General features: G+C 40.2%; 32 protein-coding genes, 2 tRNA genes and 3 pseudogenes. 27 read left to right on the top strand and 10 right to left on the bottom strand.

The features are described from left to right. Window positions 1–507 precede the first annotated feature (507 nt). On the bottom strand, window positions 508–783 hold the full coding sequence (locus tag JFY49_RS05650) for a hypothetical protein (protein ID WP_200224361.1): 276 nt from the start codon (window positions 781–783) through the stop codon (window positions 508–510). 8 nt (window positions 784–791) lie between these two features. Beyond that, entirely contained in the window at window positions 792–1,040 is a 249-nt protein-coding gene (locus tag JFY49_RS05645) for a hypothetical protein (protein ID WP_200224359.1), read from the bottom strand. Between the two features lie 116 nt (window positions 1,041–1,156). On the opposite strand from JFY49_RS05645, the gene JFY49_RS05640 reads away from it, so the two are divergent. The 15 genes from JFY49_RS05640 (at window position 1,157) to JFY49_RS05570 (ending at window position 6,677) form a co-directional block, all read left to right on the top strand. Further along, a complete protein-coding gene (locus JFY49_RS05640; RefSeq protein WP_200224356.1) occupies window positions 1,157–1,912 on the top strand; it encodes a helix-turn-helix transcriptional regulator in 756 nt (251 codons plus the stop codon). A gap of 35 nt (window positions 1,913–1,947) precedes the next feature. Then, on the top strand, window positions 1,948–2,142 hold the full coding sequence (locus JFY49_RS05635; protein ID WP_413784592.1) for a hypothetical protein: 195 nt from the start codon (window positions 1,948–1,950) through the stop codon (window positions 2,140–2,142). Window positions 2,143–2,258: 116 nt separating this feature from the next. Next, window positions 2,259–3,020 (top strand): DUF3800 domain-containing protein, encoded by a 762-nt coding sequence (locus tag JFY49_RS05630; protein WP_200224353.1) that lies wholly within the window; start codon window positions 2,259–2,261, stop codon window positions 3,018–3,020. A gap of 155 nt (window positions 3,021–3,175) precedes the next feature. Next, window positions 3,176–3,409, top strand: coding sequence for a hypothetical protein (locus JFY49_RS05625; RefSeq protein WP_200224351.1), 234 nt, complete (start codon window positions 3,176–3,178; stop codon window positions 3,407–3,409). A 415-nt stretch (window positions 3,410–3,824) separates the two neighbouring features. Continuing rightward, complete coding sequence (locus JFY49_RS05620) at window positions 3,825–3,998, top strand: hypothetical protein (protein WP_200224348.1); 174 nt, start codon at window positions 3,825–3,827, stop codon at window positions 3,996–3,998. Beyond that, window positions 3,995–4,210 (top strand): helix-turn-helix domain-containing protein, encoded by a 216-nt coding sequence (locus tag JFY49_RS05615; RefSeq protein ID WP_200224345.1) that lies wholly within the window; start codon window positions 3,995–3,997, stop codon window positions 4,208–4,210. The genes JFY49_RS05620 and JFY49_RS05615 overlap by 4 nt, the downstream gene beginning before the upstream one ends. Continuing rightward, entirely contained in the window at window positions 4,210–4,518 is a 309-nt protein-coding gene (locus JFY49_RS05610; protein WP_200224342.1) for a hypothetical protein, read from the top strand. Before JFY49_RS05615 ends, JFY49_RS05610 begins: the two co-directional genes overlap by 1 nt. Further along, window positions 4,518–4,940: a hypothetical protein gene (locus JFY49_RS05605; RefSeq protein WP_200224339.1), complete on the top strand. Its 423-nt coding sequence runs from the start codon at window positions 4,518–4,520 to the stop codon at window positions 4,938–4,940. The genes JFY49_RS05610 and JFY49_RS05605 overlap by 1 nt, the downstream gene beginning before the upstream one ends. Beyond that, a complete protein-coding gene (locus JFY49_RS05600) occupies window positions 4,940–5,188 on the top strand; it encodes a hypothetical protein (RefSeq protein WP_200224338.1) in 249 nt (82 codons plus the stop codon). The genes JFY49_RS05605 and JFY49_RS05600 overlap by 1 nt, the downstream gene beginning before the upstream one ends. Beyond that, window positions 5,188–5,505 carry a hypothetical protein gene (locus JFY49_RS05595; RefSeq protein WP_200224336.1) on the top strand — a complete coding sequence of 106 codons (318 nt, stop codon included), beginning with the start codon at window positions 5,188–5,190 and terminating at the stop codon, window positions 5,503–5,505. Before JFY49_RS05600 ends, JFY49_RS05595 begins: the two co-directional genes overlap by 1 nt. Then, the gene (locus JFY49_RS05590) at window positions 5,498–5,680 is read left to right on the top strand and encodes a hypothetical protein (RefSeq protein WP_200224334.1); all 183 of its coding nucleotides are present in this window, start codon (window positions 5,498–5,500) and stop codon (window positions 5,678–5,680) included. Before JFY49_RS05595 ends, JFY49_RS05590 begins: the two co-directional genes overlap by 8 nt. Continuing rightward, window positions 5,673–5,837: a hypothetical protein gene (locus JFY49_RS05585; RefSeq protein WP_171518801.1), complete on the top strand. Its 165-nt coding sequence runs from the start codon at window positions 5,673–5,675 to the stop codon at window positions 5,835–5,837. Before JFY49_RS05590 ends, JFY49_RS05585 begins: the two co-directional genes overlap by 8 nt. After that, the gene (locus JFY49_RS05580; RefSeq protein WP_200224333.1) at window positions 5,830–6,132 is read left to right on the top strand and encodes a hypothetical protein; all 303 of its coding nucleotides are present in this window, start codon (window positions 5,830–5,832) and stop codon (window positions 6,130–6,132) included. Before JFY49_RS05585 ends, JFY49_RS05580 begins: the two co-directional genes overlap by 8 nt. Continuing rightward, complete coding sequence (locus tag JFY49_RS05575; RefSeq protein ID WP_200224331.1) at window positions 6,129–6,338, top strand: hypothetical protein; 210 nt, start codon at window positions 6,129–6,131, stop codon at window positions 6,336–6,338. Before JFY49_RS05580 ends, JFY49_RS05575 begins: the two co-directional genes overlap by 4 nt. A 108-nt stretch (window positions 6,339–6,446) precedes the next feature. After that, entirely contained in the window at window positions 6,447–6,677 is a 231-nt protein-coding gene (locus tag JFY49_RS05570) for a helix-turn-helix transcriptional regulator (protein WP_227609551.1), read from the top strand. Here JFY49_RS05570 and JFY49_RS05565 read toward each other — a convergent pair. Next, on the bottom strand, window positions 6,672–7,952 hold the full coding sequence (locus JFY49_RS05565) for a tyrosine-type recombinase/integrase (protein WP_200224327.1): 1,281 nt from the start codon (window positions 7,950–7,952) through the stop codon (window positions 6,672–6,674). The two genes, JFY49_RS05570 and JFY49_RS05565, sit on opposite strands and share 6 nt — an antisense overlap. Before the next feature lie 166 nt (window positions 7,953–8,118). Then, a tRNA-Arg gene (locus JFY49_RS05560) sits at window positions 8,119–8,194 on the bottom strand. Between the two features lie 179 nt (window positions 8,195–8,373). Between JFY49_RS05560 and JFY49_RS05555 the strand changes: the two genes are divergently transcribed. From JFY49_RS05555 to JFY49_RS05525, 7 genes and pseudogenes are all read left to right on the top strand, one after another. Next, on the top strand, window positions 8,374–9,309 hold the full coding sequence (locus JFY49_RS05555) for an ABC transporter ATP-binding protein (RefSeq protein ID WP_200224324.1): 936 nt from the start codon (window positions 8,374–8,376) through the stop codon (window positions 9,307–9,309). After that, on the top strand, window positions 9,306–10,079 hold the full coding sequence (locus JFY49_RS05550; RefSeq protein WP_131286496.1) for an ABC transporter permease: 774 nt from the start codon (window positions 9,306–9,308) through the stop codon (window positions 10,077–10,079). The genes JFY49_RS05555 and JFY49_RS05550 overlap by 4 nt, the downstream gene beginning before the upstream one ends. Beyond that, a complete protein-coding gene (gene queF / locus JFY49_RS05545) occupies window positions 10,079–10,894 on the top strand; it encodes an NADPH-dependent 7-cyano-7-deazaguanine reductase QueF (protein ID WP_166170156.1) in 816 nt (271 codons plus the stop codon). The genes JFY49_RS05550 and queF overlap by 1 nt, the downstream gene beginning before the upstream one ends. Before the next feature lie 26 nt (window positions 10,895–10,920). After that, on the top strand, window positions 10,921–11,571 hold the full coding sequence (locus JFY49_RS05540) for a hypothetical protein (RefSeq protein ID WP_200224321.1): 651 nt from the start codon (window positions 10,921–10,923) through the stop codon (window positions 11,569–11,571). Window positions 11,572–12,491: 920 nt separating this feature from the next. Next, window positions 12,492–13,493, top strand: coding sequence for a lytic murein transglycosylase B (gene mltB, locus JFY49_RS05535; protein WP_200224318.1), 1,002 nt, complete (start codon window positions 12,492–12,494; stop codon window positions 13,491–13,493). Between the two features lie 285 nt (window positions 13,494–13,778). Then, window positions 13,779–14,387 (top strand): septal ring lytic transglycosylase RlpA family protein, encoded by a 609-nt coding sequence (locus JFY49_RS05530; protein WP_200224315.1) that lies wholly within the window; start codon window positions 13,779–13,781, stop codon window positions 14,385–14,387. 247 nt (window positions 14,388–14,634) lie between these two features. Beyond that, window positions 14,635–15,043 (top strand): annotated as a pseudogene (locus JFY49_RS05525) (Mpo1-like protein). A gap of 114 nt (window positions 15,044–15,157) precedes the next feature. Here the strand turns inward: JFY49_RS05525 and JFY49_RS05520 are convergent. The 3 genes and pseudogenes from JFY49_RS05520 to rpsB form a co-directional block, all read right to left on the bottom strand. Further along, window positions 15,158–15,642 (bottom strand): annotated as a pseudogene (locus JFY49_RS05520) (DUF3465 domain-containing protein). A gap of 79 nt (window positions 15,643–15,721) precedes the next feature. Beyond that, window positions 15,722–16,597 (bottom strand): translation elongation factor Ts, encoded by an 876-nt coding sequence (gene tsf / locus JFY49_RS05515; RefSeq protein ID WP_086194999.1) that lies wholly within the window; start codon window positions 16,595–16,597, stop codon window positions 15,722–15,724. A 140-nt stretch (window positions 16,598–16,737) separates the two neighbouring features. Beyond that, the gene (rpsB, locus tag JFY49_RS05510) at window positions 16,738–17,490 is read right to left on the bottom strand and encodes a 30S ribosomal protein S2 (protein ID WP_086175302.1); all 753 of its coding nucleotides are present in this window, start codon (window positions 17,488–17,490) and stop codon (window positions 16,738–16,740) included. 207 nt (window positions 17,491–17,697) lie between these two features. Here rpsB and map point away from each other — a divergent pair, with 207 nt between their 5' ends. The 3 genes from map (at window position 17,698) to JFY49_RS05495 (ending at window position 20,642) form a co-directional block, all read left to right on the top strand. Then, window positions 17,698–18,525: a type I methionyl aminopeptidase gene (gene map / locus JFY49_RS05505; RefSeq protein ID WP_180044554.1), complete on the top strand. Its 828-nt coding sequence runs from the start codon at window positions 17,698–17,700 to the stop codon at window positions 18,523–18,525. 162 nt (window positions 18,526–18,687) lie between these two features. Continuing rightward, window positions 18,688–19,107, top strand: a complete 420-nt coding sequence (locus JFY49_RS05500) for a hypothetical protein (RefSeq protein WP_200224313.1) — start codon at window positions 18,688–18,690, stop codon at window positions 19,105–19,107. Window positions 19,108–19,415: 308 nt separating this feature from the next. Further along, window positions 19,416–20,642 carry a pyridoxal phosphate-dependent aminotransferase gene (locus tag JFY49_RS05495; RefSeq protein ID WP_166170148.1) on the top strand — a complete coding sequence of 409 codons (1,227 nt, stop codon included), beginning with the start codon at window positions 19,416–19,418 and terminating at the stop codon, window positions 20,640–20,642. Between the two features lie 117 nt (window positions 20,643–20,759). Here the strand turns inward: JFY49_RS05495 and JFY49_RS05490 are convergent, their stop codons facing one another. Further along, entirely contained in the window at window positions 20,760–21,611 is an 852-nt protein-coding gene (locus tag JFY49_RS05490; RefSeq protein ID WP_200224311.1) for a DMT family transporter, read from the bottom strand. A 386-nt stretch (window positions 21,612–21,997) separates the two neighbouring features. Between JFY49_RS05490 and JFY49_RS05485 the strand changes: the two are divergent. After that, window positions 21,998–22,394: pseudogene (locus JFY49_RS05485) on the top strand (PaaI family thioesterase). A 96-nt stretch (window positions 22,395–22,490) separates the two neighbouring features. On the opposite strand, the gene JFY49_RS05480 reads toward JFY49_RS05485, so the two are convergent. Continuing rightward, window positions 22,491–22,949 (bottom strand): hypothetical protein, encoded by a 459-nt coding sequence (locus tag JFY49_RS05480; RefSeq protein ID WP_200224309.1) that lies wholly within the window; start codon window positions 22,947–22,949, stop codon window positions 22,491–22,493. Between the two features lie 238 nt (window positions 22,950–23,187). Between JFY49_RS05480 and JFY49_RS05475 the strand changes: the two genes are divergently transcribed. Continuing rightward, window positions 23,188–23,263: transfer RNA gene (locus tag JFY49_RS05475), tRNA-Asn, on the top strand. Window positions 23,264–23,429: 166 nt separating this feature from the next. Here JFY49_RS05475 and JFY49_RS05470 read toward each other — a convergent pair. Further along, window positions 23,430–24,611: a S1C family serine protease gene (locus tag JFY49_RS05470; RefSeq protein WP_180042741.1), complete on the bottom strand. Its 1,182-nt coding sequence runs from the start codon at window positions 24,609–24,611 to the stop codon at window positions 23,430–23,432. Window positions 24,612–24,670: the final 59 nt, after the last annotated feature.

The raw sequence follows: 24,670 nt of genomic DNA, 5'->3' as shown, positions 1-24,670 counted from the left end.
TTGACAAATCCGTAGACCTGGATAATGCAACCCCTTCGCTCCATTACCATTACAGTAACTTCAACACTACTACGAGTTGCTCCGCCCCTTGGTGACGCATTGCTATTATCAGCCTTGCCTTTTGAGCTTGTGCCTTTCGCTTGACATCGCCACCGAAGGTTCCCGCAGTTCAACGTAAGAGCCTGAATTAGGATCGCGCTGCCTCTACGCCGGACACCGAATGGCCCGTAAGCAGGTAACGGCCAAACTAATCGCGGGGTAACTTCCATCCCCGGTTTTGATGTCATTTGAGTACTTTCGACACTTGAACGGCAGTTCACTGTTGTTCGCCTTCCTAATTCTTACCTGACATCTCTACGATGCCTTTTCCATAACGCTCACGACCGGGACTTTTGATCCAAGCCGCTTATGGTGGTTTGCTACCTGCTCCTGCAAGCCGATAGCGAGGGGCCATACCCTCATCTCTTACGCCGCTTGCTGCGGCACACGAAAGCCTGATCCCCAAGATCAGGCTTTTTCTTTGCCTAAATTTCCGTTAATCCCTTCCAATCCCTCTCCGAAGCTCACCTCAGTAGAGATATCCCGCACTAAAGCTTTTAATCCCAAGCGCTCAAAGGATTTTGCTTGTAAATTAAGTACATGCCACTCACCGACGATTTCTTTTTCAAGAAGAAACGCCAGGTATTGGGCAAGGTCTTTACCCTTAATTTCAGCGAGTGTTTTAGCTCGCTCATGGATTTCCGGAGATAAGCGGACATGTGTAGATTTCTTTTCAAGACTCATAAATTCACCTATGCGGTAAGTGTTTGATTGCGCAAATAATCAAAATCCGCTTCTGGACACAATGAGTCGCAGGAAACTTGACCTTTGCTTGCTTTATCTATGCGAATAGCCAATGGTGCCCCGCACTTTTTATTTACATAGATGATTTGCTGGAGGTTGCCGACTGTTGTTAGGCATTCTTTTGCGAAATTTTTTCGCCCTTCAGGCGTCAGGCTTAAAAGGTAACTTTTTAATTGCTCGGTATTTGAGGAAGACATACGTATCTCCTTAATAAATATATTTAGTAAATACTAATTTTTATTAGCAACCATGTCAATAAATCTTTAGTGATTACGAATTTACTTTTTACTAAAAACTATATGAAATACTAAATATGGATAAAATCGCTTTAAGACGCAGAAATTTGCGCACAGCCATTGATGCTGCCAACAAGAAATTAGGGTTTAAATCGGACGTAGCTTTTTGTGAGCATTACGATTTAAATGCCAGTCATATTTCACAACTCATTAATGGGCATGGGAGTTTTGGTGAGCGTGCAGCAAGAAATCTTGAGAAAAAGATAGGCTGGGATAGTGGATTGCTTGACAATGAAGATTATTCAGCGGATGGATCAACTCCACATTCGTGTCAAACTGGAGGAATCCATATAGCGCCCATCGAGTTTAGAAGTGGTGAAAGAAAGCCAACCAATGTAAGAATTCCTATTTATAAAGACATCAAGGCTTCATGTGGCGCTGGCATAGAAAATTTTTTAGAAGATGTGAGTGAGTATCTCGACATAGATCCATACATCTTAAAAATTATGGGTATACAAACCAAACCAGAAAACTTGCGAATAATCTATTCTGCTGAATACAGCATGTACCCTACTGTTGCCCCAGAAAGTCCGTTATTTGTAGATATTTCAGATAAAGATCCAAACGCTTTAAAAAATGGGAATGTGTATGTATTTACACATAATCATGAATTAAGAATGAAACGTATTTTTGTCAGCTATGGCTCGAATACTGTGAAATTGACCAGTGATAACCCTGATAAAAAACGATACCCAGATGAATTTATTAATAATGAGCAGCTTAATGAAATCAACTTTGTTGGGCGCTTAGAGTTGGCTTTAGTTAAGCCTTGATTACCTAAAGGATTGATATGCACCCGAAACAAATCATGAATCAAATCGTCGACCGAATTAATGAGGCGGCGGCTGCCAATCAACCTCTGGTATTAGATGCTGAAGAAGTCAAAATCCTTGCTGAAGAGATTGGTGATCTTCACTTCGTGCCAGTGTTGACTAATGAGCAGATCGTCCAGCTGTGTAAAGAAGGAAAGCTTGGGCAGCCAATAGTGAATAAGCAAGATTAAAGTTGTGAACCAGATCAACCTACAGCCGATCTGGTTATTAATTTTTGGATTATAGAAGATATTTAAAAGCAAACCGATTGCAAGCAATCAATAATTTTTTATTGAACTGAGGGTGTATGGATTTTAGCGATTACATTGTGTATGTCGATGAGAGTGGTGACCACACTCTTAATGGGTATAACTCTAAATATCCTGTTTTCGTTTTAGCTTTTTGTATTTTTCATAAAAGATATTACACAGAAACTGTAATTAAGAAATTAGAACAGCTTAAGTTCAAGCATTTCGGGCATGACATCATTGTTATGCATGAACGAGACATTCTTAAGGGGACAGGAGATTTTAAAAATTACTCATCAAAAGAGCAAAAAGAAGCTCTGCTAAATGACCTTACTGAATTGATGCAAGAGACACATTTTATTCTCATTTCATGCGTTGTTCGGAAAGACTCCTTGATCAAGCGATATGCAACCCCTAAAAATCCATATTTTATTGCTCTAGAGTTTGGCTTAGAAAGAATTTATAAGTTTTTAGTAGAAAAAGGCCAGCAAGATAAGAAAACATTCATTGTGTTTGAACAGCGTGGATTGCAAGAAGATAAAGACTTAGAGCTTGAATTCAGAAGAGTTTGTGATGGTAATAATTATGGGAAAATTTGCCTTCCATTTGAAATAAAGATGGCTTCCAAGAAAGTAAATTCTTCAGGTCTTCAAATCGCAGATTTAGTGGCTAGACCAATTGGAAACCATGTTTTAAAGCCTGATCAGCCTAACAGGGCTTTTGATGTATTAAAAGCTAAATTCTATAGTTCTAATGGGCGAAATGGCGCAGGGACAGGCTATCACGGTTATGGATTGAAGGTTTTTCCAAACTCTAGATAAACAAAAGGCCCTAACATAACGCTAGAGCCTTCTGCCGACTGGGAATCCCCGGTCCATGTATAACAGTGTAAAACATAAATAAATAATACGCAATAGTGTGCCACTATGCTGCGAACCCGACGCAGTCTTTTAGAACAGATCGGGTGGAGATAATAATGAGTGATAGTATTACAGTAACCAGACCTATTGAAATTAAAGATAATTCTGTTGAGAGAGTTGCTTTTGATTTAATGTCTAGAATCGCGGAAGTAGAGAAATTAAAAGGAAAAGATGAGGGTAAGAAAAATAACCCTCGAGAGTACTATCTAAAACTCTACAATCAGTGCCACAAAGTTGTGAGCTGGTCTGGTGTGGATATTAAGGCGATTTTGGAGGATGATCCTTCTTGAATAAATCGCCATCAATTTTGTTGATACAATGAATAATTGCATCTGGATCAGTACATCCTGTGGCAATTAGACTCAATACAAGGTTAAGTTTTTCTTCGTGAGTTAGCATAATAGACTCCATCCAACCCACCCCAGCGGTGGGTTTTATTTTGTCTATATTATCATTTACTAAATATTTTACTAAATTTATTTAGCAAAACTATTGACTAAATATTTAGTAAATACTAAATTACATCTCACCAGATAACAAAAAAGTCCCTGACATTCGACCGACGGGATCAGGGCTTTATGTAAACACTTGCAAGCTTACGAGGCGATTATGACCCACCACCCATCCCACAGTCAAACACCTGCGTTTGACACTAACAAAAGTCAAACGACTGCAATCCTTCACCAGGAGCCAACGTACGAAGAAATGTACGGCAAGCCTGTGAACATTTTTGCAAACGTTTGCTCATTCCTTTTAATCCTAATCACTGTTCTGGCCTTGTCTTACATGTACCTGCGCAGCTCTGAACGTGAAGTGCAATATCAAACTGAACAGTCTTTGGCGCGCCAGGCTGAATACAAAGGAGCGAATCAACAATGACAACTCTTTTCCCTGCTGAATTCTTTGATGCCAATAAAGGTACGGCGTATCAAACAGCCTTGGCTCAATTTGAAAAGCCATTGCTCAAAGCAACCATGATCAAGTGTCATGGCAATCAAACCAAAGCTGCCGAAATCCTTGGATTAAACCGCGGCACCCTGCGCAAAAAATTGGACATGTACGGCATGCTCAATAATCGAGGTGGCTGGTGATGGAAATTCAAATGAAGTATCTGGCAATTGAGCCAGAAGGCACCAAACATATTCACTTCCAACTGGCAGGACCATTTGAAACGTGGCTTTTAAACGGCGGCTATCAGACTAAGTTTATTAGACATGTCCCATGCGTACGCTACAGCATGCCCAATAAAGAAACGCTGGAAATTGATGGTACCGGGAAGATGAATGCTGCAGCACAGAAACGCTATGCGATTTTTCTTAAACAGTATTTGAAAGTGGGTAAATCGTTGATTGAGTCTTTGCGTGCTCAGGCACCAAAAATATTGAAGGTGGCGGCGTGATGATTGGAACTCAAATCAAACCCGATTACCAGGAAGCTGTTGCAAAATTTGTAGCGAATGGTGGCCAGATTAAGCCGGCTGTAAATACCAATAAAGCTGAGTTTAATTACTGCAATGCAGATACTGTTTTGCAAAGTGCTGAGCGTCCTAACAGTCACCAAAACCACATTTTGCGTACACGTGCTGAAAAGCAAGGTTTAAAAAGCTATAAACCGGTTGCCCCATGCAGATCATGTGGTACTTCCGAGCGATCTGTGAAATCAAATATCTGTCTTGAATGTGACCGCCGCAGAGCAAGAGCCAAAACAGGCTTGAGTCTTAAAAATTTGGAAGCCATTGGGCATTACCTACTTGGAAAAGGTGAATCGGTTGAGTTTACCAGTGGCGGTAAAAAGTACGTTTTGAAAGTTGAGGTGGCGTGATGGGATTAACAAATAAACAGCGTGTTAAGCGTACCAAGAAAGTCAAATCAAGCGGATTTTTCTCACACGTTAGCTTATCCACGGCTCGTTTTTATTACTTAGGTTGTGATGGGGTTGTTTATCGGGATGATGTGTATCGCAATTGCCTGCGCCCTGCTCATCTCAGTGTAGAGCAACTGCTTGGCAACCCTAATGTGTTAACTCGTTCTGAGTTTAAAGAATGGCTTGATAGTAGAAAGGTGGCGTGATGGATATTCAAAAAATTAAAGAATTGGCCTTAGCAAATGGCTTCAAGTTAAAAGAACAAGCAAGTGGAAACATGGATTTAAACGCTTATGTTTATGACTTTGCAAATGCTATCGAGCAAGCAGCCAAAGCCCAAGCGGTGCCTGAGGGGTTTGTTTTGGTTAAAACCTTTGATATTGCAAAGTTGGCTATAGCAGTGTCAAGAGTCGATCTTATGACGTATTCAGAAGCAAGACCTGATAGCGAAAAATTAGCTTGGCAAGATGTTGCGAATAAACTGGAAGCCATGATCGAAGCACAGGAGCCAGCCAATGACTGAAAATACAATTCGTTGCACCAACTGCGGACTTGAATTTGAAAGTGATTATGATCTTGAGCAGAACCTTGTTGATCAAGATACAGGTGAAATCCACGATGGTTGTCCAACTTGTAAAACTGATGCGTACTTGATGGATTTAATCAAATACCCTGATTTGGAGCCAGTCAATGACTGAATATCAGATTGAAATTAGTGCCACTGGCTCTTATCACGTAACCATATCAACAGCTGCAAGTGAAGAACATGCAAAAGAATTGGCTTTGGGATATTTCCATGAAGAATACCCTGATTTTGATGGTGTTGTTGTAAGCGTGGAGCCAGCCAATGACTGAAATCGAATTCAATCAAACCGGTGATTTTAGTGCTGTGAATGCTGCTAGAAAATGGTTACAAGATCATGGTTATAGCTATGGATCAATGTGCATGGATATGCCAATTGGGATTCTTAAAGGCAGTTGGTGTATCGCGAAATGGCGCAACTTAACACCCAGGGAGCGCAATCAGCTCGACGGAAAGTTAATTTCCCCTGATTTTAGAAATGGGCCTGTTGTTATTCAACTTAAAGACCATGCCACTGATGAAGAAATTAAGGCAGGCAGTCGCATTAAGCAAGGATTAAAACAATGAATGAAATTCTAGAAATTGCAAAAGACTTTGCTGAAGACTTGGCTCCGCATGTAATTAGTAAAACCGGCACAGTCAAAACACTTACAGCTGAACAGGTATCTGCGCTTTATCATATCGCTGTTGATTTTTGGATGCGAAATGATGAAGCCAGTGTTGATGTGAAGTTGCCTTTTGAGGTTTTGCAGAGTTTAAGGGAGGTGTCTTGATATTTAATTTTTTGAAACGCCTATTCTGCTTTCATGCTTGGGAATACGAGCGTGATGCAAATAGTGGTGAAATCGATTGGGTTTGTCGTAAATGTGGAGTGTATGAAGATGAGTGATTTTATTAAGATGCAAAAAGAATCATTACACGGTGAAGAAGATCGCATGCTAAAAACAAGTGAAGTTGTCGAAATGTTGGGAATAACTAGATCCACAATCTTGAAGTTAGTAAATACAAAACAATTTCCAGAACCGGATTGGGTAAGTGATAGTGGATATAAGTATTGGTGGAAATCCACTATTTATTACAATTTCAATAAAAAACAAGCCCTCGCATCATGAGGGCTTATTTTCTTCAAATCGTAATTGTTTTGATGAAATCAATTGTGATTTTAGTTCATCACAATAATCAGACCATCGTTGCATCATTACACGGCGTTTATCTAAATGCTTGGTACGGTTATATGCCCTGCCATGCATGTCACGCACCTGGTGCGCCAGCTGCTGTTCAATAATATTCAGCGGGAATTCCAGAACCTCATCAAGCAATGTACGTGCAATCGCTCTGAATCCATGGCCAGTCATATCACCTTTAGAATATCCCATACGGCGCAAAGCCATATTAATAGACATATCTGATATTGGACGATGTTTATCTGATCTTGATGGGAATACAAACTCTGAATTATTTGTAAATTTATAAACTTCTTCAAGTATGGCCACAGCTTGTTTTGATAACGGAACTATGTGATCTAACCCTGTTTTTGATGCTGTTTTTGGTGGAGTATATGACCAAACTGCATTTTCAAAATCAATATCAGACCATTTCGCATTTCTTAATTCACCGATTCGTACGAACACCAATGGTGCCAGCTGTACTGCATACTTTAAATATGGAACTTGAGATTCATAATTATCAATATTAAATAAAAGCTCAGCAAAGTCGAATGGATCTGTTAATGCTGGATAGTGCTGTTTTTCTTTTTGTGTAATGGTGCCAGACAAATCGTGAGCAATATCTCGTTCACAGAAACCCATCTTTACAGCAAAACGAAATACTTGTGATGCTTTTGAACGGATACGCATAGCAGTTTCAATATGACCTTGATTTTCGTCACGCTCAATTGCTTTTGCTAAATCTCTTGGTGTTATTTCAGCAATAGGCATATTTCCAATTTCACGATATAGCTTTTGGAAAATTCGCTCATTTCTTTTAATCGTTGCTGGTGCTAAAAGTTGTTTACTTTTATACAGCTCAGAAACAGCCTTAAATGTTGATTCTTGTTTTGCACGCTCTTTTTCTTGAGCACCTTGGCGTTCATTTTGTGGATCTTTGCCTTCCGCAATTAAAGCTCTGAATTGCTCTCTGTACTCACGAGCCCTAGCCAATGACATTTGTGGATAATTACCAATGGTCATGGTGTTTCTTTTTTTTGTTACCGGACGTGTATAGTCGAAACGCCACATGATCGTGCCATTTTTTCTAAATAATAAATTTAATCCAGCACCATCACTTAAGCGAATATCGGTAGTCAAACCGTTCGGATGACTATTTTTAATGTCTTTTATGAATGCTTTAATCTTGCTGTCTGTAAGGGCTACGACTTGTTTTGGCATGTTTTTGCGTTACACCATGGAGTACAAAATAGTTTGTAACGCATCCTGTAATGCATAAACACGTTACAACTTTAAAAACTTCATACAAGTTTATACAGGTTTTTTTTATAATGTCTAATGTTTACAACAACTTTATACAAGTTTATACAGCTTTTTATATAGTAATTGGTGCGCTCAGCGGGACTCGAACCCACGCCACAGGCTTCGGAGACCTGTACTCTATCCAGTTGAGCTATGAGCGCGCGATGCACATCATAACAAAAAAAACCGTAAGGTAAAGCAACTATATATAAGTCATCAATTTTTGTGCTTATACTTTGAGCAATGTTCCATTATTGCAACAGACAATTCCTGCTTATTTACTTGGTTTATTCAGCAAGATCACTCACAATACTCATACTATTCACCAGGTGAGAATTTCATGACTGATGCATTGACCTTGAGGGACGTATCCAAAACCTATCGTAACGGTTTTCAAGCACTAAAAGGAATCAACCTAACGGTACCTGAAGGTGAGTTTTATGCCCTCCTTGGTCCAAATGGTGCGGGTAAATCAACCACCATCAGCATCATTAGCTCACTGACCCAAAAAACCTCCGGTACAGTGGAAATTTTTGGCCATAATCTGGATACCCACCCTTCAGAAGCCAAACAATGCCTAGGTGTCGTACCGCAAGAATTCAACTTTGGTCAGTTTGAAAAAACCTTTGATATTTTGGTGACTCAAGCCGGCTATTACGGTATTCCTAAAAAAATTGCAGAAAGCCGGGCTGAAGAATATTTAGAAAAATTAGGCTTATGGGAAAAACGTGGCATACAGGCACGCATGCTTTCTGGCGGAATGAAACGCCGTTTGATGATCGCCCGTGCCATGATGCATCAACCTCGGCTGCTCATTTTAGATGAACCGACTGCCGGTGTAGATATTGAATTACGCCGTTCAATGTGGGATTTTCTCACCGAAATGAATGAAAAAGGTACGTCAATTATTCTGACTACGCATTATCTAGAAGAAGCTGAAATGCTGTGTCGTCGCATCGCCATTATCGACCGCGGTGTAATTAAAGAAGATACCAGCATGAAATCTTTCTTGAATCAGCTCAGTGAAGAATCCTTTATTTTTGATCTGGTCGAACCGATTCAACCGCTGCATCTTGAAATTATCGGCGTTCGTTTTAATTTAATTGATCCAGTGACCTTAGAAGTGACCATGGACAAGGCGCATACCTTGAATGAACTGTTCCAACTGCTGGAAGCACAAGGCATTCAAGTGCACAGTATGCGTAATAAATCGAATCGCTTAGAAGAACTGTTTGTGAAAATGGTTGAAAAAAATCTTGACGGAGCTGCGCAATGAACTTTAATCAACTCAGTGTTGCGCTGTATACCCTTGTGCATAAAGAAGTGCGTCGTTTTATGCGCATTTGGCCACAAACCCTGTTACCCCCTGCGATTACCATGAGTTTGTATTTCGTGATATTTGGTAATCTGGTCGGTTCACGAATTGGCACAATGGGCGGCTTTAGCTACATGCAATTTATTGTACCTGGCCTGATTATGATGGCGGTGATTACCAATAGCTATGCCAACGTATCTTCCAGTTTCTTTAGTGCAAAATTTCAAAAAAGCATTGAAGAATTGATCATGAGTCCTGTGCCACTGCATATGATTCTTTGGGGTTATGTGATTGGTGGCGTCTGTCGAGGTGTGTTGGTTGGCATTATTGTGACTGCAATGAGCCTGTTCTTTACTGACCTCTATATCACCAACTGGTTTGTGACTATATATACTGTTTTAATTACCTCATTATTATTTTCACTCGGTGGGCTGATTAATGCGGTTTATGCAAAATCTTTTGACGATATTTCAATTATTCCAACCTTTGTACTGACTCCACTCACCTATTTAGGTGGTGTATTCTATGCCATTAGTGCTTTAAGTCCATTTTGGCAAAATCTCTCTTTAATTAACCCGATCGTATATATGGTCAATGCCTTCCGTTTCGGCATTTTAGGTCATAGTGATGTCAATGTTTCAGTTTCATTGAGCGTCATTACCTTATGTTGTGTTGCGCTTTATGGCATAGCTTACTATTTACTTTCTCGTGGTTCAGGAATGCGTGAATAATGAGTGTAGAACATTCTCTCTTAGGTAAAGACACCAATTATCCAACAGAATATCAGCCCGATATTCTGTTTCCAATTTCACGTGCCACTGCGCGTGAAAAATACGCCCATGTTGAAGGTATTCAGCAAGGTCAAGACTGGTGGCATGTTTTTGAAATTTCCTGGCTCAATGCGGCTGGCATTCCTCAAGTCGCGATTGGCCGTATAACTCTACCGGCATCTTCACCTAACCTGATCGAATCAAAATCTCTCAAGCTCTACTTTAATAGTATGAACTTTACCCAATTCGATTCAAAAGAAGCATTTATTGCAACGGTCGAAAAAGATTTATCTGCTGCGGCAGGTGCACCGGTCACGCTGACTTTATTTCAGGTAGATGATCTGGATATTTCCAAACCTGAAGGAATCTGTATTGATGATTTAAGCCCTGAACGCCTGGAAAACCATCCAGATGCGAGTTTATTAACATTAGACACAGAAAATAGTGAACAAGTTGAAGTACAACTTTATTCACATTTACTCCGCAGTAACTGTCCAGTCACCGGCCAGCCAGACTGGGGCACAGTTTTTATACGTTATCAGGGTAAAAAACCTTGTTATCGCAGTATTTTAGCTTATATTATTTCCTACCGTCAGCATAACGGTTTCCACGAACAATGCGTGGAACAGATGTTTGCCGACATCTGGCAAAACCTTGCGCCGGAAAAACTGATGGTATATGCAACTTATACACGTCGTGGCGGATTAGACATCAACCCTTGCCGTGTATCCGATGCGACATGGATGCCTCGCCCCATTCGTTTGGCGCGACAATAAAATGAAGAATATTGAGGTTGTTTAACATGCCATTTTTTGGTTTTATTCCTTCTGCAGAATTATTAACAAGTATTCAAACAGGTCAGGAAAAGAAAAATTCCAGCGAACCGCTATACCCTTTACGCGACAAGACTGCATTGCTGATCAATGATGAAATCATTGATGCTATTTTGACTGAGCTTGTGCGTCGTTTCCCAGCCAGTGATAAACGTGATACCGCTGAAAAACTGGCCGGTTATGTCAAATCAACCGTTGCAGTTTTATTGAAACAGTTGTTGAGCAAATCCTCCAATGATGTAGTAAAACAATCCATTGAGTTTTCACAAAAAAGCCTGTTTAAAGATGCCGATGGCAATTTCCGTGTAGGTGAACCATTAGATGCCAGTCTGGTGACCAATCTTAAAAATAGTTATGCGGAAATTAAAGCAGGCAATGAGGTAAATAAAGCAGCCTTAACTGAACTTTATAAGCAGTTTGCTGAAGCGACCGTGCGTCATTTCATGAATGACTTTAATAAGACCCTAGATTTAGGCATGATCAAGCGTAAAGCTGCCGATCTGGGTTCTGCTGCAGTGATTAAAGCCGTACATATTGCTGTGGAAAAAATCATTCCGCATCTAACTAAAGGTGAGTTATTGGTACTGGCTGAATATCACGATACCTTATTTCATGCTTGAGCACATTTAACATGATCTAAAACCTGGCAATCGCCAGGTTTTTTATTGCAAAATTTTATTCCCAAACCATAAGTGCAGCACTACTGTCTTTGTGGGTATTTGTCTTGATCAAATTTATAGATGTACTGGGTATTATATAAATTTCAGAAAAGGCTTTATGATCTATCCCTCCATCATTTATGCAAATAATTTCAATATAAAGCATTGAGCAAAATCAAACCCTGCTGAATTCACTTTTTTACTATTTTAGGGCTTAAGTTTTTATCTCTTTCACGTTTTTATAGCAACAATCATCAAGAAAAATTTCAATTTATGAACTTGTAAGATGGTTGTCTAGCAAGCAGATTCTCGTATGCTTGAATAAGAGATAAAAAAGCAGGAATTCTTCGAAATTTTGTTTTCAAATAGACTTTTTTAGCGATCTGATACAAAGAAGCCATAACAGAACATATTTTTACCTGACCGGTAAATATTAGATGATTTATTACAATTAAGCATCCATCCAACCAGATACAATGTTCTGATGTTTTTTCAGACAAACACCTCCTTATAATGCAAAATCACGACTAAATTTCATATTCTGGGCTTATATAAAACGTATCATTGCAAACAATATAAAGAACCGGGCTGGATCAGCTCAAGCAGACTGAACTTTAATTTGCAGTTCTTCTGCTGAGTATACACAGTACAGTTCAAAGAACTGGCATCAAATACATGGATTTATGCAACAAATAACGTTCTTTGTCTTTTTTTGTATATGGACTTGTAGATAGAGCCCTGGTCAATGCTATCTTAACCACTTGAAAAATTCCGTTATCTTTCATGAAATGGATTTTTGGTCACTATATTTGTAATACCGTCTTTTAGCGTCGTGATGTCAATTTACACACACTGATTATGTTTTTGGAACTTTGAGTAATATGTTAAGTATCAACTTTTATAACAGCATTAAACGTCTTCCTTTACTTCTCGGTGCACTTTCCATCACCAGTTTCTGTCAAGCTAACGATTTTTATAATCACCCCGCATATAACAGCTTTAAACAAAAGACCATGCAAACTTATAGCTTGAGTGCAGAACAGGTCGATTGGGCCATGAATGGCTCAAAAAACCTGCCTAATATCATCAATATCATGAACCGCCCTGGTGAAAGTAAACCCTGGTATGAATATAAAACCAATTTTATGGCGGAAAGCACCATTCAGCGTGGGGTACGTTTCAAAACTCAATATGCCGACACTTTAAACCGCGCTGAACAGCAGTTTGGTGTACCGCAATCGATCATTTTAGGGATTTTAGGGGTAGAAACCGGTTTTGGTGCCAATAAGGGTAATTTCATTACCCGTGATGCCCTGGCAACCTTAGGCTTCGGCTATGAGCGACGTGCCCAGTATTTCCAGGATGAGCTCGCGGCACTGATTGCATGGACCTATAAAGATGGAGTACCTGCCAGCTCAGTCGTTGGCTCTTATGCTGGAGCGATTGGTTATCCTCAATTCATGCCGAGCAACATTAGCAAAATGGGCGTGGACTATGATGGCAATGGACATATTGACTTAAGAAATTCTGCCGTAGATGCTATTGGTTCTATTGCCAACTACTTGGCACAACATGGATGGCAACGCAATCAACCCATCGGCTTTGCTGCCCGCTATACAGGGAATAATCCAGACTCAATTATTGCAAAAGATTTGGAACAGCCAACACCATATGGCGCTTTAAAAAATCAAGGCATCACCCCGATCAATCCGATTGTACAAATTGATGATCTGGATATGGTAAATATTATTCAACTTCAAGATAGTTATGGCCCGATTTATTATATTACCTATCCAAATTTTCAGGTCATTACGACCTACAATAAGAGTCGCATGTATGCTACAGCGGTATGGCAATTAGGTAACGAAATCGTCAGTCGTTAAGACTGATTTTTACCAAACAACACCAAAGTCAAGATTTATTTTTACTAAATTGTTCATAAAACGGGCATTTTAAATATTATGTTACAATATTGATTAAATTTTAATCGAAAAACGATGCTTTTCTGTACTTTTTGTAATTATTTTAATTAAAAAGTAGACAGCTTTAGCTTGGCATGAATATTATCCATCTCGTCAAATGTAGTTGCAAAAGAGAATTAACAGACTTGATCGCTTTTATTTCAATCGCTTAATTGAGATAAAAGAGCAGTCTTTAGGAGTTTAATAATGCATTCCTCGATAAAGTATATTTTAGCCTTAACCACCACCTTTGCCCTGAGTCAGTCTCAAGCAGAATTGGTGCAGTCATCATTTAATACCGATAGTGACAACTCCCGCTTGGCCACGCGTGTATTAAATAAAGATGCTCAGAATTTTAACTCTCACTTTTCAAATTTAAATAGTCTTTCAATCGCTGAACGTTCTGGTGATAAAATTCGTCGCCAAACGATTGCAGCAAAAATTGAAATCCCTACAGACGAGCCTTCAGTGATTGAAAAGCTAAATACTGTTGCATCGAATACAGTACGTAAATTTAGCCAAACTGGTGCAGCTTCTTGGTACGGTCGTCAGTTCCATGGCCGTAAAACTGCAAGTGGTGAAACTTTCGATATGAATGGTTTAACTGCAGCTCACCGTAGCCTGCCATTGAACTGCTATATTCGCGTAACCAATAAAAACAATGGTAAGAGCGTAGTGGTAAAAGTGAACGACCGTGGTCCATTCCATGGTAACCGTGTTCTAGACTTATCTTATGGTGCTGCAAAACAACTTGGTATTACTAATGCAGGTAGTGCAAAAGTAAACATCGAACGTGTGGATGGTCCAAATTCATAAGAGCTTGCCAGACTCCTGATACATTTGACACAAAAGCCACTTCTTGTGGCTTTTTTAATGCCTGACCAAAAGTACCCATCTCCTCAATCTTGTTCACTAGACCCCAACATCACCCATCCTTTAGAAACAAATATTACTAAGCCGCTCATGTGAGGACTGCTGTCTGGTTTATATTTTATCTTTACAAGAATAAAGCATGGATTGATGGATGTTCATCAACAAAAAGCCGGAGTAAACAAGGAAAGCTATAACAGAATGGCTGAATGAATATAGAGAAAACCATCAGAACAAAATTAACAAAGGCATTCACTGAGCTTATGTGCTCGCTATTTTATTTTCGATCATTGCTCTTGCTCATTTCAGTGCGTTAATCACCGCCTTAATTTTGGTTTTAAGCTTGGTTTTTTACACGACTAAACTTAGTCCTTGCTGTTGCAATGGCTAATATCATTCTAATCATGGCGTGGCTGATTTTTATTTTGCCTCTAGGAGCAGGATTTTATATTGCGCTTTTCATTTTAGCCTGAATCGGACAACTTTATAGCCATAAAGTCGAGAGAAAAAAGCCTTCCGTGTTTAAATATCTCCAGTTCCTCCTGATTGGCCGCGTATGGTGCATGAATGCCTACACAATAAAACCACCACCAAAATTTTAAACCCGCCAAAAATCGCAAAACAACGCAATTTAAGAGTAATTATCGTTTTAGCCTTCTAAAGAACCTTTATTGATAGATTCTCCCTTTCTATTTCAACCATCCTTCCGCATATCATTACTGTGGAGCGTGAGTAATCCAGTGAATTAACCCACCTTTTTCAGAGTACTCATATTCTTCATAGAACCCGACCGTATCTCCCTTTTTCAATCCATCAATGCGGGAACTTAAATCGATATTATGAGCCACTAACACGGTTAGGCCATTCTGCAATTGTAGAATAAACTTTTGATGACGTGAGCCGTTGTTATCATCCACTAAAACCACTTTGACTGTTCCGCTTGACTGGACCTGTATATTGTTTTTTGTGTTTGAAAGGCCTGTTGAATTTTTGCATCATCATTTGGAATTTGAAAATTTGATGCTTTCGAATCTAGAGAGGCTTTCTGAAATTGTGATTTCGATAAAATTTCAGTATGTGCTTTTGAATTGCTGAGTAATTGATTTAAAGGATTTTGCCGTTGTTGTAAATCAATACAAAAATAGACAGCAACTAAAACAAGAATAATGGCATCGATGCCCATCTGGGCTTTATTCGCCATCTTTATTGCTCTCTCACAATTTTAAACTTTGCATAAAAAAAGCCCCAAACGGGGCTTTTTTTATGCAAATAATCAGAAATTATTTTGCAGCAGCTTGAGCAGCAGCAACTTCTTCAGCGAAAGAAAGTTCAGCTTTTTTCTCAATACCTTCACCCACTTCAAAGCGAACGAATTGAGCAACTGTAGTCGCAGTTGATTTAAGAACATCAGCAACTTTCTTGTCGTTGTCGATTACGTACATTTGACGCTCAAGAACAACTTCGTTCAAGTATTTTTCAACTGAACCAGTTACCATTTTTTCAACGATGTTTGCAGGTTTACCAGATTCCAATGCTTTCGCTTCAGCAATTTCTTTTTCTTTAGCGATAAGATCAGCAGATACGCCTTCCGCAGTTACAGCAACCGGGTTGAACGCAGCAACGTGCATCGCAATACCTTTACCAGTAGCAGCATCACCATTGTAAGATACAACAACACCAATTTTTAAACCGTGTTTGTAAACTGCAAGGTTTTCGCCTTCCACAATTTTCGCACGACGTACTTGGATGTTTTCACCAATTTTTTGAACAAGAGCAATACGCGCTTCTTCAACAGTTGAACCATCTTCAAGTTTCAATTCAGCAATTTTAGCAGCATCAGTTTCGTTTGCAGCAAGCGCAGCAGCAGCAACTTTAGTCGAGAAACCAGCAAAGTTTTCGTCTTTAGCAACGAAGTCAGTTTGGCAGTTTACTTCTACAAGAATAGCTTTATTGCCTTCTTGAACGATAGTGATTGCACCATCAGCAGCAATGTTGCCAGCTTTTTTAGCTGCTTTTGCTTGACCAGATTTACGAAGGTTATCAATCGCTAATTCGATGTCACCGTTCGCTTCTGTTAATGCTTTTTTACATTCCATCATTGCTAAACCAGTACGGTCACGCAATTCTTTTACCATGCTCGCAGTAACTGCAGTCATGTTATTCTCCTAAATACGGTAGAAAAATGAATCTGTTCAACAAAAACGGCCCAAAGTGTTCTCTGGACCGTTTCGCTTTCTTGACGCTTAATTTGCCACGGTTACATGTCGCAAAAATGACAATTCTGCGTCAAAACGCATTAAGCCTCTGGAGCTTCTTTAGCAGCTTCTTCGCCTTTAGCTTGAGCATTTGCTTGTGATTGAGCGTACTCTTTACCAGCAAGGATAGCATCAGCCATAGCAGAAGCGTAAAGTGTAACCGCACGGATCGCATCGTCGTTACCAGGAATAACGTAATCTACGTTGTCTGGGTTAGAGTTTGTATCAACGATACCGATTACAGGAATACCCAAGTTTTTAGCTTCTTTAATCGCGATTGATTCGTGGTCAACGTCAATTACGAATAATGCGTCAGGTAAACCACCCATGTTTTTAACGCCGCCTAAAGCACGTTCAAGTTTTTCCATTTCACGAGTACGTTCTAAAGCTTCACGTTTAGTAAGTTTAGCAAAAGTACCGTCAGTAGATTGAGTTTGAAGATCTTTTAAACGGTTGATAGATTGGCGAAGTGTTTTCCAGTTCGTCAACATACCACCTAACCAGCGGTGGTCTACATATGGTTGACCAGCGCGTTGAGCTTGTTCACGAATGATGTTAGAAGCAGCACGTTTAGTACCAACAAACAATACTTTGTTCTTTTTGCTTGCAAGATTGTTAACAAAGTTCAAAGCATCATTTAACGCAGGAACAGTGTGCTCAAGGTTGATGATGTGAATTTTGTTACGCGCACCAAAGATGTATTCGCGCATCTTTGGGTTCCAGAAACGAGTTTGGTGACCGAAGTGAGCGCCTGCTTGAAGAAGGTCGCGCATGCTTACGTTGTAATCTGCCATTTTCTTTACCTTAAAGTTTGGGTTAGGCCTCCATATATCCGCATTCTCCACCCTTAAGGGCACCCAGAGAAATGTGTCGATATATGTGCGGATTTTATTGCCCCATCGCACAAAGCCCGTGAAATTTATTCACGAAAAAGCATTTGATAAAATGGGCGGCTATTTATACCATAGTCACACACAAATTTCCAAAAGTTTTTAAAGATCATGAACAGTACTTACGAAGCTCCCCGTCGACTCATTAAAACCCCTGAAGAAATTGAAAAAATGCGTGTGGCGGGTCGACTGGCGGCTGAAGTTTTGGATATGATCAAACCGCATATCAAACCGGGTGTTTCTACACTCGAACTGGATACCATCTGCCACGATTATATCGTCAATAAACAGGATGCCATTCCTGCCTGTCTTGGTTATGGTGCAGCACCTGGCCGCCCGGCATTCCAGCATGTCATTTGTACTTCCGTCAACCACGTAGTGTGTCACGGCATTCCATCTGCAAGCAAAATCCTGAAAAAAGGCGATATTCTGAATATTGATGTCACTGTCATTAAAGACGGCTATCACGGCGACACCAATATGATGTATATCGTCGGCAGTGAAACTTCAATTCTTGCCGATCGTTTATGCAAAGTGGCTCAAGAAGCCATGTACCTCGGTATTGCGACGGTAAAACCAGGTTCTACCATTGGTGATATTGGCAATGCCATCCAGAAATATGTTGAATCAGAACGCTTTGGCGTCGTACGTGAATATTGTGGTCATGGTATTGGCACCGTATTCCACGACGAACCGCAAGTTTTGCATTATGGTCAACCCAATACCGGTATGGTGCTTGAAGAAGGCATGACCTTTACCATTGAACCGATGGTAAACGCTGGCGACTGGAAAACCAAAATCTTAGGTGACAAATGGACGGTGGTGACCAAAGATCATAGCTTGTCCGCACAATATGAACACACCCTTTTAGTGACAAAAACCGGTGTTGAAGTATTGACTGCCCGTCCTGAAGAAGACCTGTCCCGCTTTAATCAATAAGTTCATTTCAAATTAATTTAAATGGCTACTGTTTTTGTAGCCATTTTTATTTAAAGTGGTCTTTATTTGAACGTTTTGCTAAAAATCTGTACCACACTCAATTGATTTTCACTTTATTTTCCACATACTGCAGCACAGTTCAATTTAACACAGGGATTTTTCATGTCCGATTTTAGCAATGTCACCATAACCCAAAATGATGATGATACAGTTTCACTACTGATTGATCACAAGCCTATCTCTGAACGTTACGGCATGAAATTTAGTGCCAGCATTGTGGATGAACTCAAAGCTTTGACTAACGGTCAAAAAATGAAACTGTTTGATCAGTTTGTGTTTTCACATACCGATTTGAATTTCGAGCATCAGTACCGCTATGTGACTTGCATTCTTAAAGAAGAAGCAGGTTATAAAGTGACGCGTAATTTTGTTTATACAATTACTGCTCAAGGTCAACAACCGATTGAACATGTCATTACCAAACAGGGGCAACCGATGACCACTGCTGATGTACATGAGTTCATTAATACCCATCTGCAAAAATCCTTAAATGATTATACCGATCTGAATTATGCTTATTGATGTTTAGTTTTTGTGACAACTTGCTAACACTCCACACACTACAATTAAATAGTGCACCATCTAATTGTAGTGTTCTTTTTCACTTAGTCATTCACATTTAATTATCACTTTTACCGCCATTTTTTAGTCATTCTCAGGCCTTTTATTCAGACTAAATATTTAATTATTAATTGTTAATGCTCAGCTGATTCAACCGGATTAAATACTTTTTTCCAATATTGCTATATTCGACCTCCCCTTTTTGGCGCAATTTAAGCTAAGATAGTGTGCTTTTTTATTTTTTAATCCCTATAAGAAGGAATACTGCCGTGGACGTACGTCTCTCTGATCGTGTAAATGCCATCAAACCGTCCCCTACACTTGCTGTTACCAACAAAGCTGCCGAACTTAAAGCTGCTGGTAAAAACGTAATTGGTTTGGGTGCAGGTGAACCAGATTTTGACACCCCACAACACATCAAAGATGCAGCAATTGCAGCTATTAACAACGGTTTCACCAAATACACCGCTGTTGACGGTACTCCAGGTCTTAAAAAAGCAATTATTGCGAAATTAAAACGTGATAATAATCTTGACTATGCAGCAAACCAGATTCTGGTTTCTTGCGGTGGTAAACAGTCATTCTTTAACTTGGCACTTGCTTTGTTAAATAAAGGTGATGAAGTGATCATCCCTGCGCCATACTGGGTAAGCTATCCAGACATGGTACTCATTGCTGAAGGCGTGCCTGTTGTAGTGAAATGTGGTGAAGAACAACGTTTCAAAATCACACCTGCTCAATTAGAAGCTGCTATTACTGACAAAACCCGTTTAGTGGTATTGAACAGCCCATCTAACCCGACTGGTATGATCTACACCAAAGCTGAACTTGAAGCTTTGGCTGAAGTTCTTCGTAAATACCCAGAAGTTCTCGTGGCTTCTGATGACATGTACGAACCAATCCGTTGGGACGACGAATTCTACAACATCGCAACTGTTGCTCCAGACCTTTACGACCGCGTAATCGTGCTTAACGGCGTATCTAAAGCTTATGCAATGACTGGCTGGCGTATTGGCTATGCAGCGGGCCCTGCTAAACTGATTGGTGCGATGAAAAAAATCCAGTCTCAATCCACTTCTAACCCGACTTCTATTTCACAAGTTGCTGCCGAAGCTGCATTGAACGGTCCTCAAGACGTTCTTGAGCCAATGGTTGAAGCTTTCAAACGTCGTCACGACCTGGTTGTGAAAGGCTTGAACGACATCAATGGTATTACTTGCCTGCCTGCTGACGGTGCATTCTATGCTTATGCCAACATCCGTCCGTTAATTCGTGCCAAAGGTTTAAAATCTTGCACAGAATTCTCTGCATGGTTACTGGAAGAAACTGGTGTTGCCGTTGTTCCTGGTGATGCATTCGGTCTAGGCGGTTACATGCGTATTTCTTATGCGACTGCTGACGAAGTACTGGTAGATGCGCTTGCACGTATCAAGAAAGCTGCTGATTCAATCGAAGGCGTTGACGCTGCGATTGCTTCAATTGCTGCTGAAAAATAATCTGCTTTTTCTAAAGTAAGAAAAAACCCGCGATTTTCGCGGGTTTTTTTAATCTCAGGATTGATCTTTTTAAACCCAAAAAATATCCAGAGTAATTCTGCTTTAAACACATTTTAATTATTTCAATGTGCTTTGCGCATGCTTCTGATCAGGCATAGTTCTCATCACCAAGGCAATTCCAGCTAAAATAATGATGGCAGACATGATCATCCGCCAGCTTAAAGTCTCACCAATAAACAGCGCGCCACCCATTATCGCCAAACACGGCACAGAGAGCTGCACACTGCTGGCCGTCACACGGTCAATCTGTTTCACAATGACATACCACAACACATAGGCACCACTTGAGGCCAAACCGCCTGACAGCACTGCCAAAAGGACACCTTGAGGCTGTGTAAAGCTGTGTGCATAAAACGCAGCGTAAGCTAGCAAGACAAAAGGAATCGCCATGACAAAATTAGCCAATGTACTGGCCAAGGGGTTTTGCATATTTTTGCCCGCAATGCTGTACACTGCCCAGCCTATTCCTGAAAGCACCATAATGGCTGCATAAACCAAATTTGGAGCATCTGCACCCGGAAGCAAGAGAATGAAAATGCCAATAATGGCAATACACAACCCGGCACCACGGCGCAGATTGATTTTTTCACCATGACATAGACCATAACCGACCATACTGAGCTGTACAGTGCCAAATAACAGCAATGCCCCGACACCGGCATCTATATGTAAATAAGCCAGTGAAAAAGCGACTATATACAGCGCCAGAAAAAAACCGTTTTTAACACTCCACTCAATTTTGGCTTTTTGTGCAGAAAACAGGTAAAGCACCAATAAAACGATGGCTCCACTACAGACACGAATCAAGCTGAAACTCATCGGGTCGATTTGCTGGCCTGCCAATGCCAAACGGCATAAAACTGAATTGGCAGCAAAAGCCAGCATGGCAATCATGATTTTAAACAGCATGGTTGAGCATCCCTATCAACAACCTGCTTTAGATATAGCCAATCTAGCTTTTTAAATCCATAGAGATTTGCTGATTCAATTTATAAAAAATACACATGAGCAAAATTCTGGAGATACATAACAATGATCCACACGCACTTGATGATCAACATTCAATCTTTACAAACTACTGCAAGTGACTCTCGACTTATCCTTTGGCAACTTTTTATAGCATGAGAGATAGTACGCTTAGTTTTATGTTTTAATAATTTTCTATTCTTTTGCTCATTCAATAAATTTTATTTCCCTAAGACCTGCTGCATATTTCTTGACGGTTTTGATCAACACCGCTAATTTAAAATCAAGTTCCTTTTTGGAACTTATAAATCAATAAGGAAATAATAACAATGAATCCCAAAGAAATGACTGGATTGCAACTTTTACAAGCCATGTGTAATGGCCGAATTGCAGCACCCTCAATGAGTGAAACCGTTCCCATGCAGCCTTATGAAGTTTCGGAAGGCACGATTCATTTCCAAGTGAAAGCGGATAACCGTCATTTAAACCCTTTAGGGGGCGTACATGTCAGTTTTACTGCCACCGTTTTGGATTCCGTCACACAGGCTATGCCGCCCACAGTATGCTGGAAACAGGTGCAGATTATGGCATCATCAATTTAAATATAAAAATGTACTGCCCTATTACTCAAGATCAACAACTGGTTGCCACAGGAACCATCATCAATATCCATAAAACCTGGAGATTACTGAAGGTAAAATTGTAGATAAAGAAATCAAACTTTAAGCCGACGCCACTGCAACATGTATGATTATTCGTTAATAGACAATATGCCGCACTTAGAGCTTAAGTCATTTACTAAGCTCTTGTGCGAGTACATGATTAAACGGCCGATTTAAATGATTTTGTTAGAGCAGATAAAGCCACTTCCGGACGTGAAGTGCCTTTATAAATACATAAATACTTAAATACGCTATCGAGTGATACAGATAGTTTTTTCTGTTCCGACACCGACCATACTTTAGAATTATTGCGTCCAGATAAAGCACTACCATTCAACTGATACAAATACAGATCATCATCACGCTGCAAAGGTTGCTTACGACCATTGGAATAACTATCCAGCAGCAATTGACAAGGTGAATTAATCAACCATTTATCGCTAAACCAAAGCTGCAACAAGTCACCCAGATATAAGACTTGAGTTCCGACAGGCCAGACCTGGATATAAGCATCCTCAACAGCGGTCTGATAGCGCTGCGGGTCTTGAATAATAGAAAGGTAGTTGTCTTGATAAAAAGATAAATTTGAAAAAATTTCGGCAATCGTCAGCGTATGCATTCGCTTTCTCCTGTTTAGCCATTTTAGTGCTGGCAAGTTGGTTTAAATCCACACTGTTTGAATTTGCATTCAAACGCTCTGTTATGCATTTAATCTAACAAGCCAGTTTTGGCTGTGCAATTTTTTTTAGGATTTTTAATTGAGTTGTTTAAATAAAAAGCATACGGCATAAAAATTAAGGAATCATGACACTTTTAGCTTGACCCCCTGTAAAATCTGCTTATAATCGCATGCAGATTCTCCAATAGCTCAGTCGGTAGAGCGACGGACTGTTAATCCGCAGGTCCCTGGTTCGAGCCCAGGTTGGAGAGCCAAATACGAAAAAGCCCGCAGCACTAAAGCGGGCTTTTTTATTACCTAAATAATCTATAATTATCTAATCATCAGATAAATCCTAAGCCAGGCCATAAAAAAAAGCGCACCGAAATGCGCTTTTTCTGTGTTCACTCACCTCAACGTGGATCAATAGCAGGATTGTTTTTATTGTTGAGGTAAAGGAATATATTGTGAATTATTATTCTGTGCTTTACGTTCAGTCACCACCACATTCAGGGTTAATGGCTGCTCATCTCGCACCACTTCAACTTTAATGGTGCTATTCGGTGCTTGCAAGGCTACATAATTAATCAAATGGGAAGCAGAAGTGATCGGTTCACCATTGACCTGGATAATTTTATCACCCTTTTTAATTCCCGCCTTGGCTGCAGGACCACGAGGAAGTACGTCAGCAACGACTACGCCAGTTTGCTTAGGTTCAAGAATATTGTCCTGTTGTACTGGCATGAGGCTAATGCCCAACCAGCCGCGAACTACACGACCGTCTTTCAGAATTGAATTGAGAATTTGCTGACACACTTTTGCAGGAATGGCAAAACCGATCCCCAATGAACCACCGGATTGCGAGAAAATAGCCGTATTCACACCAATCAGATTACCCGCCACATCAATCAGTGCCCCACCCGAGTTCCCCGGATTAATGGCTGCATCGGTTTGAATGAAGTCTTCATAAGTATTAATGCCCAAATCTGAACGGTTGGTGGCAGAAATAATCCCTTGAGTGACCGTTTGTCCCACACCGAATGGGTTACCAATGGCAAGCACCACATCCCCAACTTCATTGCCGCTGAGCTTAAAAGGCAAAACTGGCAGTTTATCCAGCTCAATCTTAATCACCGCCAGATCGGAATCCGGGTCTGTGCCAATCACTTTAGCGACTGCACGGCGTCCATCATTCAGACCCACCACAATCTGTTCAGCCTGAGCAATTACATGATTGTTGGTCAAGATATAGCCATCTGAACGTACAATCACACCCGACCCCAGACTGTTTTCATTTTGCTCCTGATCAAACTGTTCAGGAACCTGATCACCAAAAAACTCGCGAAATGCAGGGTCATTTAACAAAGGGTGCTCTGCTTTATTCACTTTCTGGGTAGTGAAAATATTTACCACCGCAGGAGCCGCCACTTTCACGGCATTACTGTAAGATTCGACTGCACCCGCCCTGTTGGTATTAACTAAAGGCTCGACTTTTTCTCTTGGCATTTTTATACCGTCAGATGCAACAGGGGCTTGCGGCTTCTGAGAATGTTGCCAGACAAGAAAACCGAGAGTGACTAAAACAAGTAAAACCCAAGGTAACCATGAAAAGGTGCGGCGCACGGTAATTTCCTCTAACAATATTTTAATTCGTTGATGACTAAGTAATTTATTGGTCATTG

This window comes from Acinetobacter sp. CS-2 (genome assembly GCF_016599715.1).
GTDB lineage: Bacteria > Pseudomonadota > Gammaproteobacteria > Pseudomonadales > Moraxellaceae > Acinetobacter.
The sequence above is the reverse complement of the archived record's forward strand: the minus strand, read 5'-3'. Positions and strand labels throughout refer to the sequence as shown.

Bases quoted from the DNA above. Each gene is read 5' to 3' on its own strand.
- JFY49_RS05480 (WP_200224309.1), bottom strand. From the start codon at position 22,949: ATGCATACGCTGACGATTGCCGAAATTTTTTCAAATTTATCTTTTTAT.
- JFY49_RS05500 (WP_200224313.1), top strand. From the start codon at position 18,688: ATGTCCGATTTTAGCAATGTCACCATAACCCAAAATGATGATGATACA.
- queF (WP_166170156.1), top strand. From the start codon at position 10,079: ATGAGTGTAGAACATTCTCTCTTAGGTAAAGACACCAATTATCCAACA.
- JFY49_RS05600 (WP_200224338.1), top strand. From the start codon at position 4,940: ATGGGATTAACAAATAAACAGCGTGTTAAGCGTACCAAGAAAGTCAAA.
- JFY49_RS05635 (WP_413784592.1), top strand. From the start codon at position 1,948: ATGAATCAAATCGTCGACCGAATTAATGAGGCGGCGGCTGCCAATCAA.
- JFY49_RS05530 (WP_200224315.1), top strand. From the start codon at position 13,779: ATGCATTCCTCGATAAAGTATATTTTAGCCTTAACCACCACCTTTGCC.
- JFY49_RS05565 (WP_200224327.1), bottom strand. From the start codon at position 7,952: ATGCCAAAACAAGTCGTAGCCCTTACAGACAGCAAGATTAAAGCATTC.
- JFY49_RS05570 (WP_227609551.1), top strand. From the start codon at position 6,447: ATGAGTGATTTTATTAAGATGCAAAAAGAATCATTACACGGTGAAGAA.
- JFY49_RS05630 (WP_200224353.1), top strand. From the start codon at position 2,259: ATGGATTTTAGCGATTACATTGTGTATGTCGATGAGAGTGGTGACCAC.
- map (WP_180044554.1), top strand. From the start codon at position 17,698: ATGAACAGTACTTACGAAGCTCCCCGTCGACTCATTAAAACCCCTGAA.
- mltB (WP_200224318.1), top strand. From the start codon at position 12,492: ATGTTAAGTATCAACTTTTATAACAGCATTAAACGTCTTCCTTTACTT.
- JFY49_RS05595 (WP_200224336.1), top strand. From the start codon at position 5,188: ATGGATATTCAAAAAATTAAAGAATTGGCCTTAGCAAATGGCTTCAAG.
- JFY49_RS05580 (WP_200224333.1), top strand. From the start codon at position 5,830: ATGACTGAAATCGAATTCAATCAAACCGGTGATTTTAGTGCTGTGAAT.
- JFY49_RS05590 (WP_200224334.1), top strand. From the start codon at position 5,498: ATGACTGAAAATACAATTCGTTGCACCAACTGCGGACTTGAATTTGAA.
- JFY49_RS05645 (WP_200224359.1), bottom strand. From the start codon at position 1,040: ATGTCTTCCTCAAATACCGAGCAATTAAAAAGTTACCTTTTAAGCCTG.
- rpsB (WP_086175302.1), bottom strand. From the start codon at position 17,490: ATGGCAGATTACAACGTAAGCATGCGCGACCTTCTTCAAGCAGGCGCT.
- JFY49_RS05620 (WP_200224348.1), top strand. From the start codon at position 3,825: ATGTACGGCAAGCCTGTGAACATTTTTGCAAACGTTTGCTCATTCCTT.
- JFY49_RS05610 (WP_200224342.1), top strand. From the start codon at position 4,210: ATGGAAATTCAAATGAAGTATCTGGCAATTGAGCCAGAAGGCACCAAA.
- JFY49_RS05550 (WP_131286496.1), top strand. From the start codon at position 9,306: ATGAACTTTAATCAACTCAGTGTTGCGCTGTATACCCTTGTGCATAAA.
- JFY49_RS05540 (WP_200224321.1), top strand. From the start codon at position 10,921: ATGCCATTTTTTGGTTTTATTCCTTCTGCAGAATTATTAACAAGTATT.
- tsf (WP_086194999.1), bottom strand. From the start codon at position 16,597: ATGACTGCAGTTACTGCGAGCATGGTAAAAGAATTGCGTGACCGTACT.
- JFY49_RS05640 (WP_200224356.1), top strand. From the start codon at position 1,157: ATGGATAAAATCGCTTTAAGACGCAGAAATTTGCGCACAGCCATTGAT.
- JFY49_RS05555 (WP_200224324.1), top strand. From the start codon at position 8,374: ATGACTGATGCATTGACCTTGAGGGACGTATCCAAAACCTATCGTAAC.
- JFY49_RS05585 (WP_171518801.1), top strand. From the start codon at position 5,673: ATGACTGAATATCAGATTGAAATTAGTGCCACTGGCTCTTATCACGTA.
- JFY49_RS05605 (WP_200224339.1), top strand. From the start codon at position 4,518: ATGATTGGAACTCAAATCAAACCCGATTACCAGGAAGCTGTTGCAAAA.
- JFY49_RS05575 (WP_200224331.1), top strand. From the start codon at position 6,129: ATGAATGAAATTCTAGAAATTGCAAAAGACTTTGCTGAAGACTTGGCT.
- JFY49_RS05490 (WP_200224311.1), bottom strand. From the start codon at position 21,611: ATGCTGTTTAAAATCATGATTGCCATGCTGGCTTTTGCTGCCAATTCA.
- JFY49_RS05615 (WP_200224345.1), top strand. From the start codon at position 3,995: ATGACAACTCTTTTCCCTGCTGAATTCTTTGATGCCAATAAAGGTACG.
- JFY49_RS05650 (WP_200224361.1), bottom strand. From the start codon at position 783: ATGAGTCTTGAAAAGAAATCTACACATGTCCGCTTATCTCCGGAAATC.
- JFY49_RS05625 (WP_200224351.1), top strand. From the start codon at position 3,176: ATGAGTGATAGTATTACAGTAACCAGACCTATTGAAATTAAAGATAAT.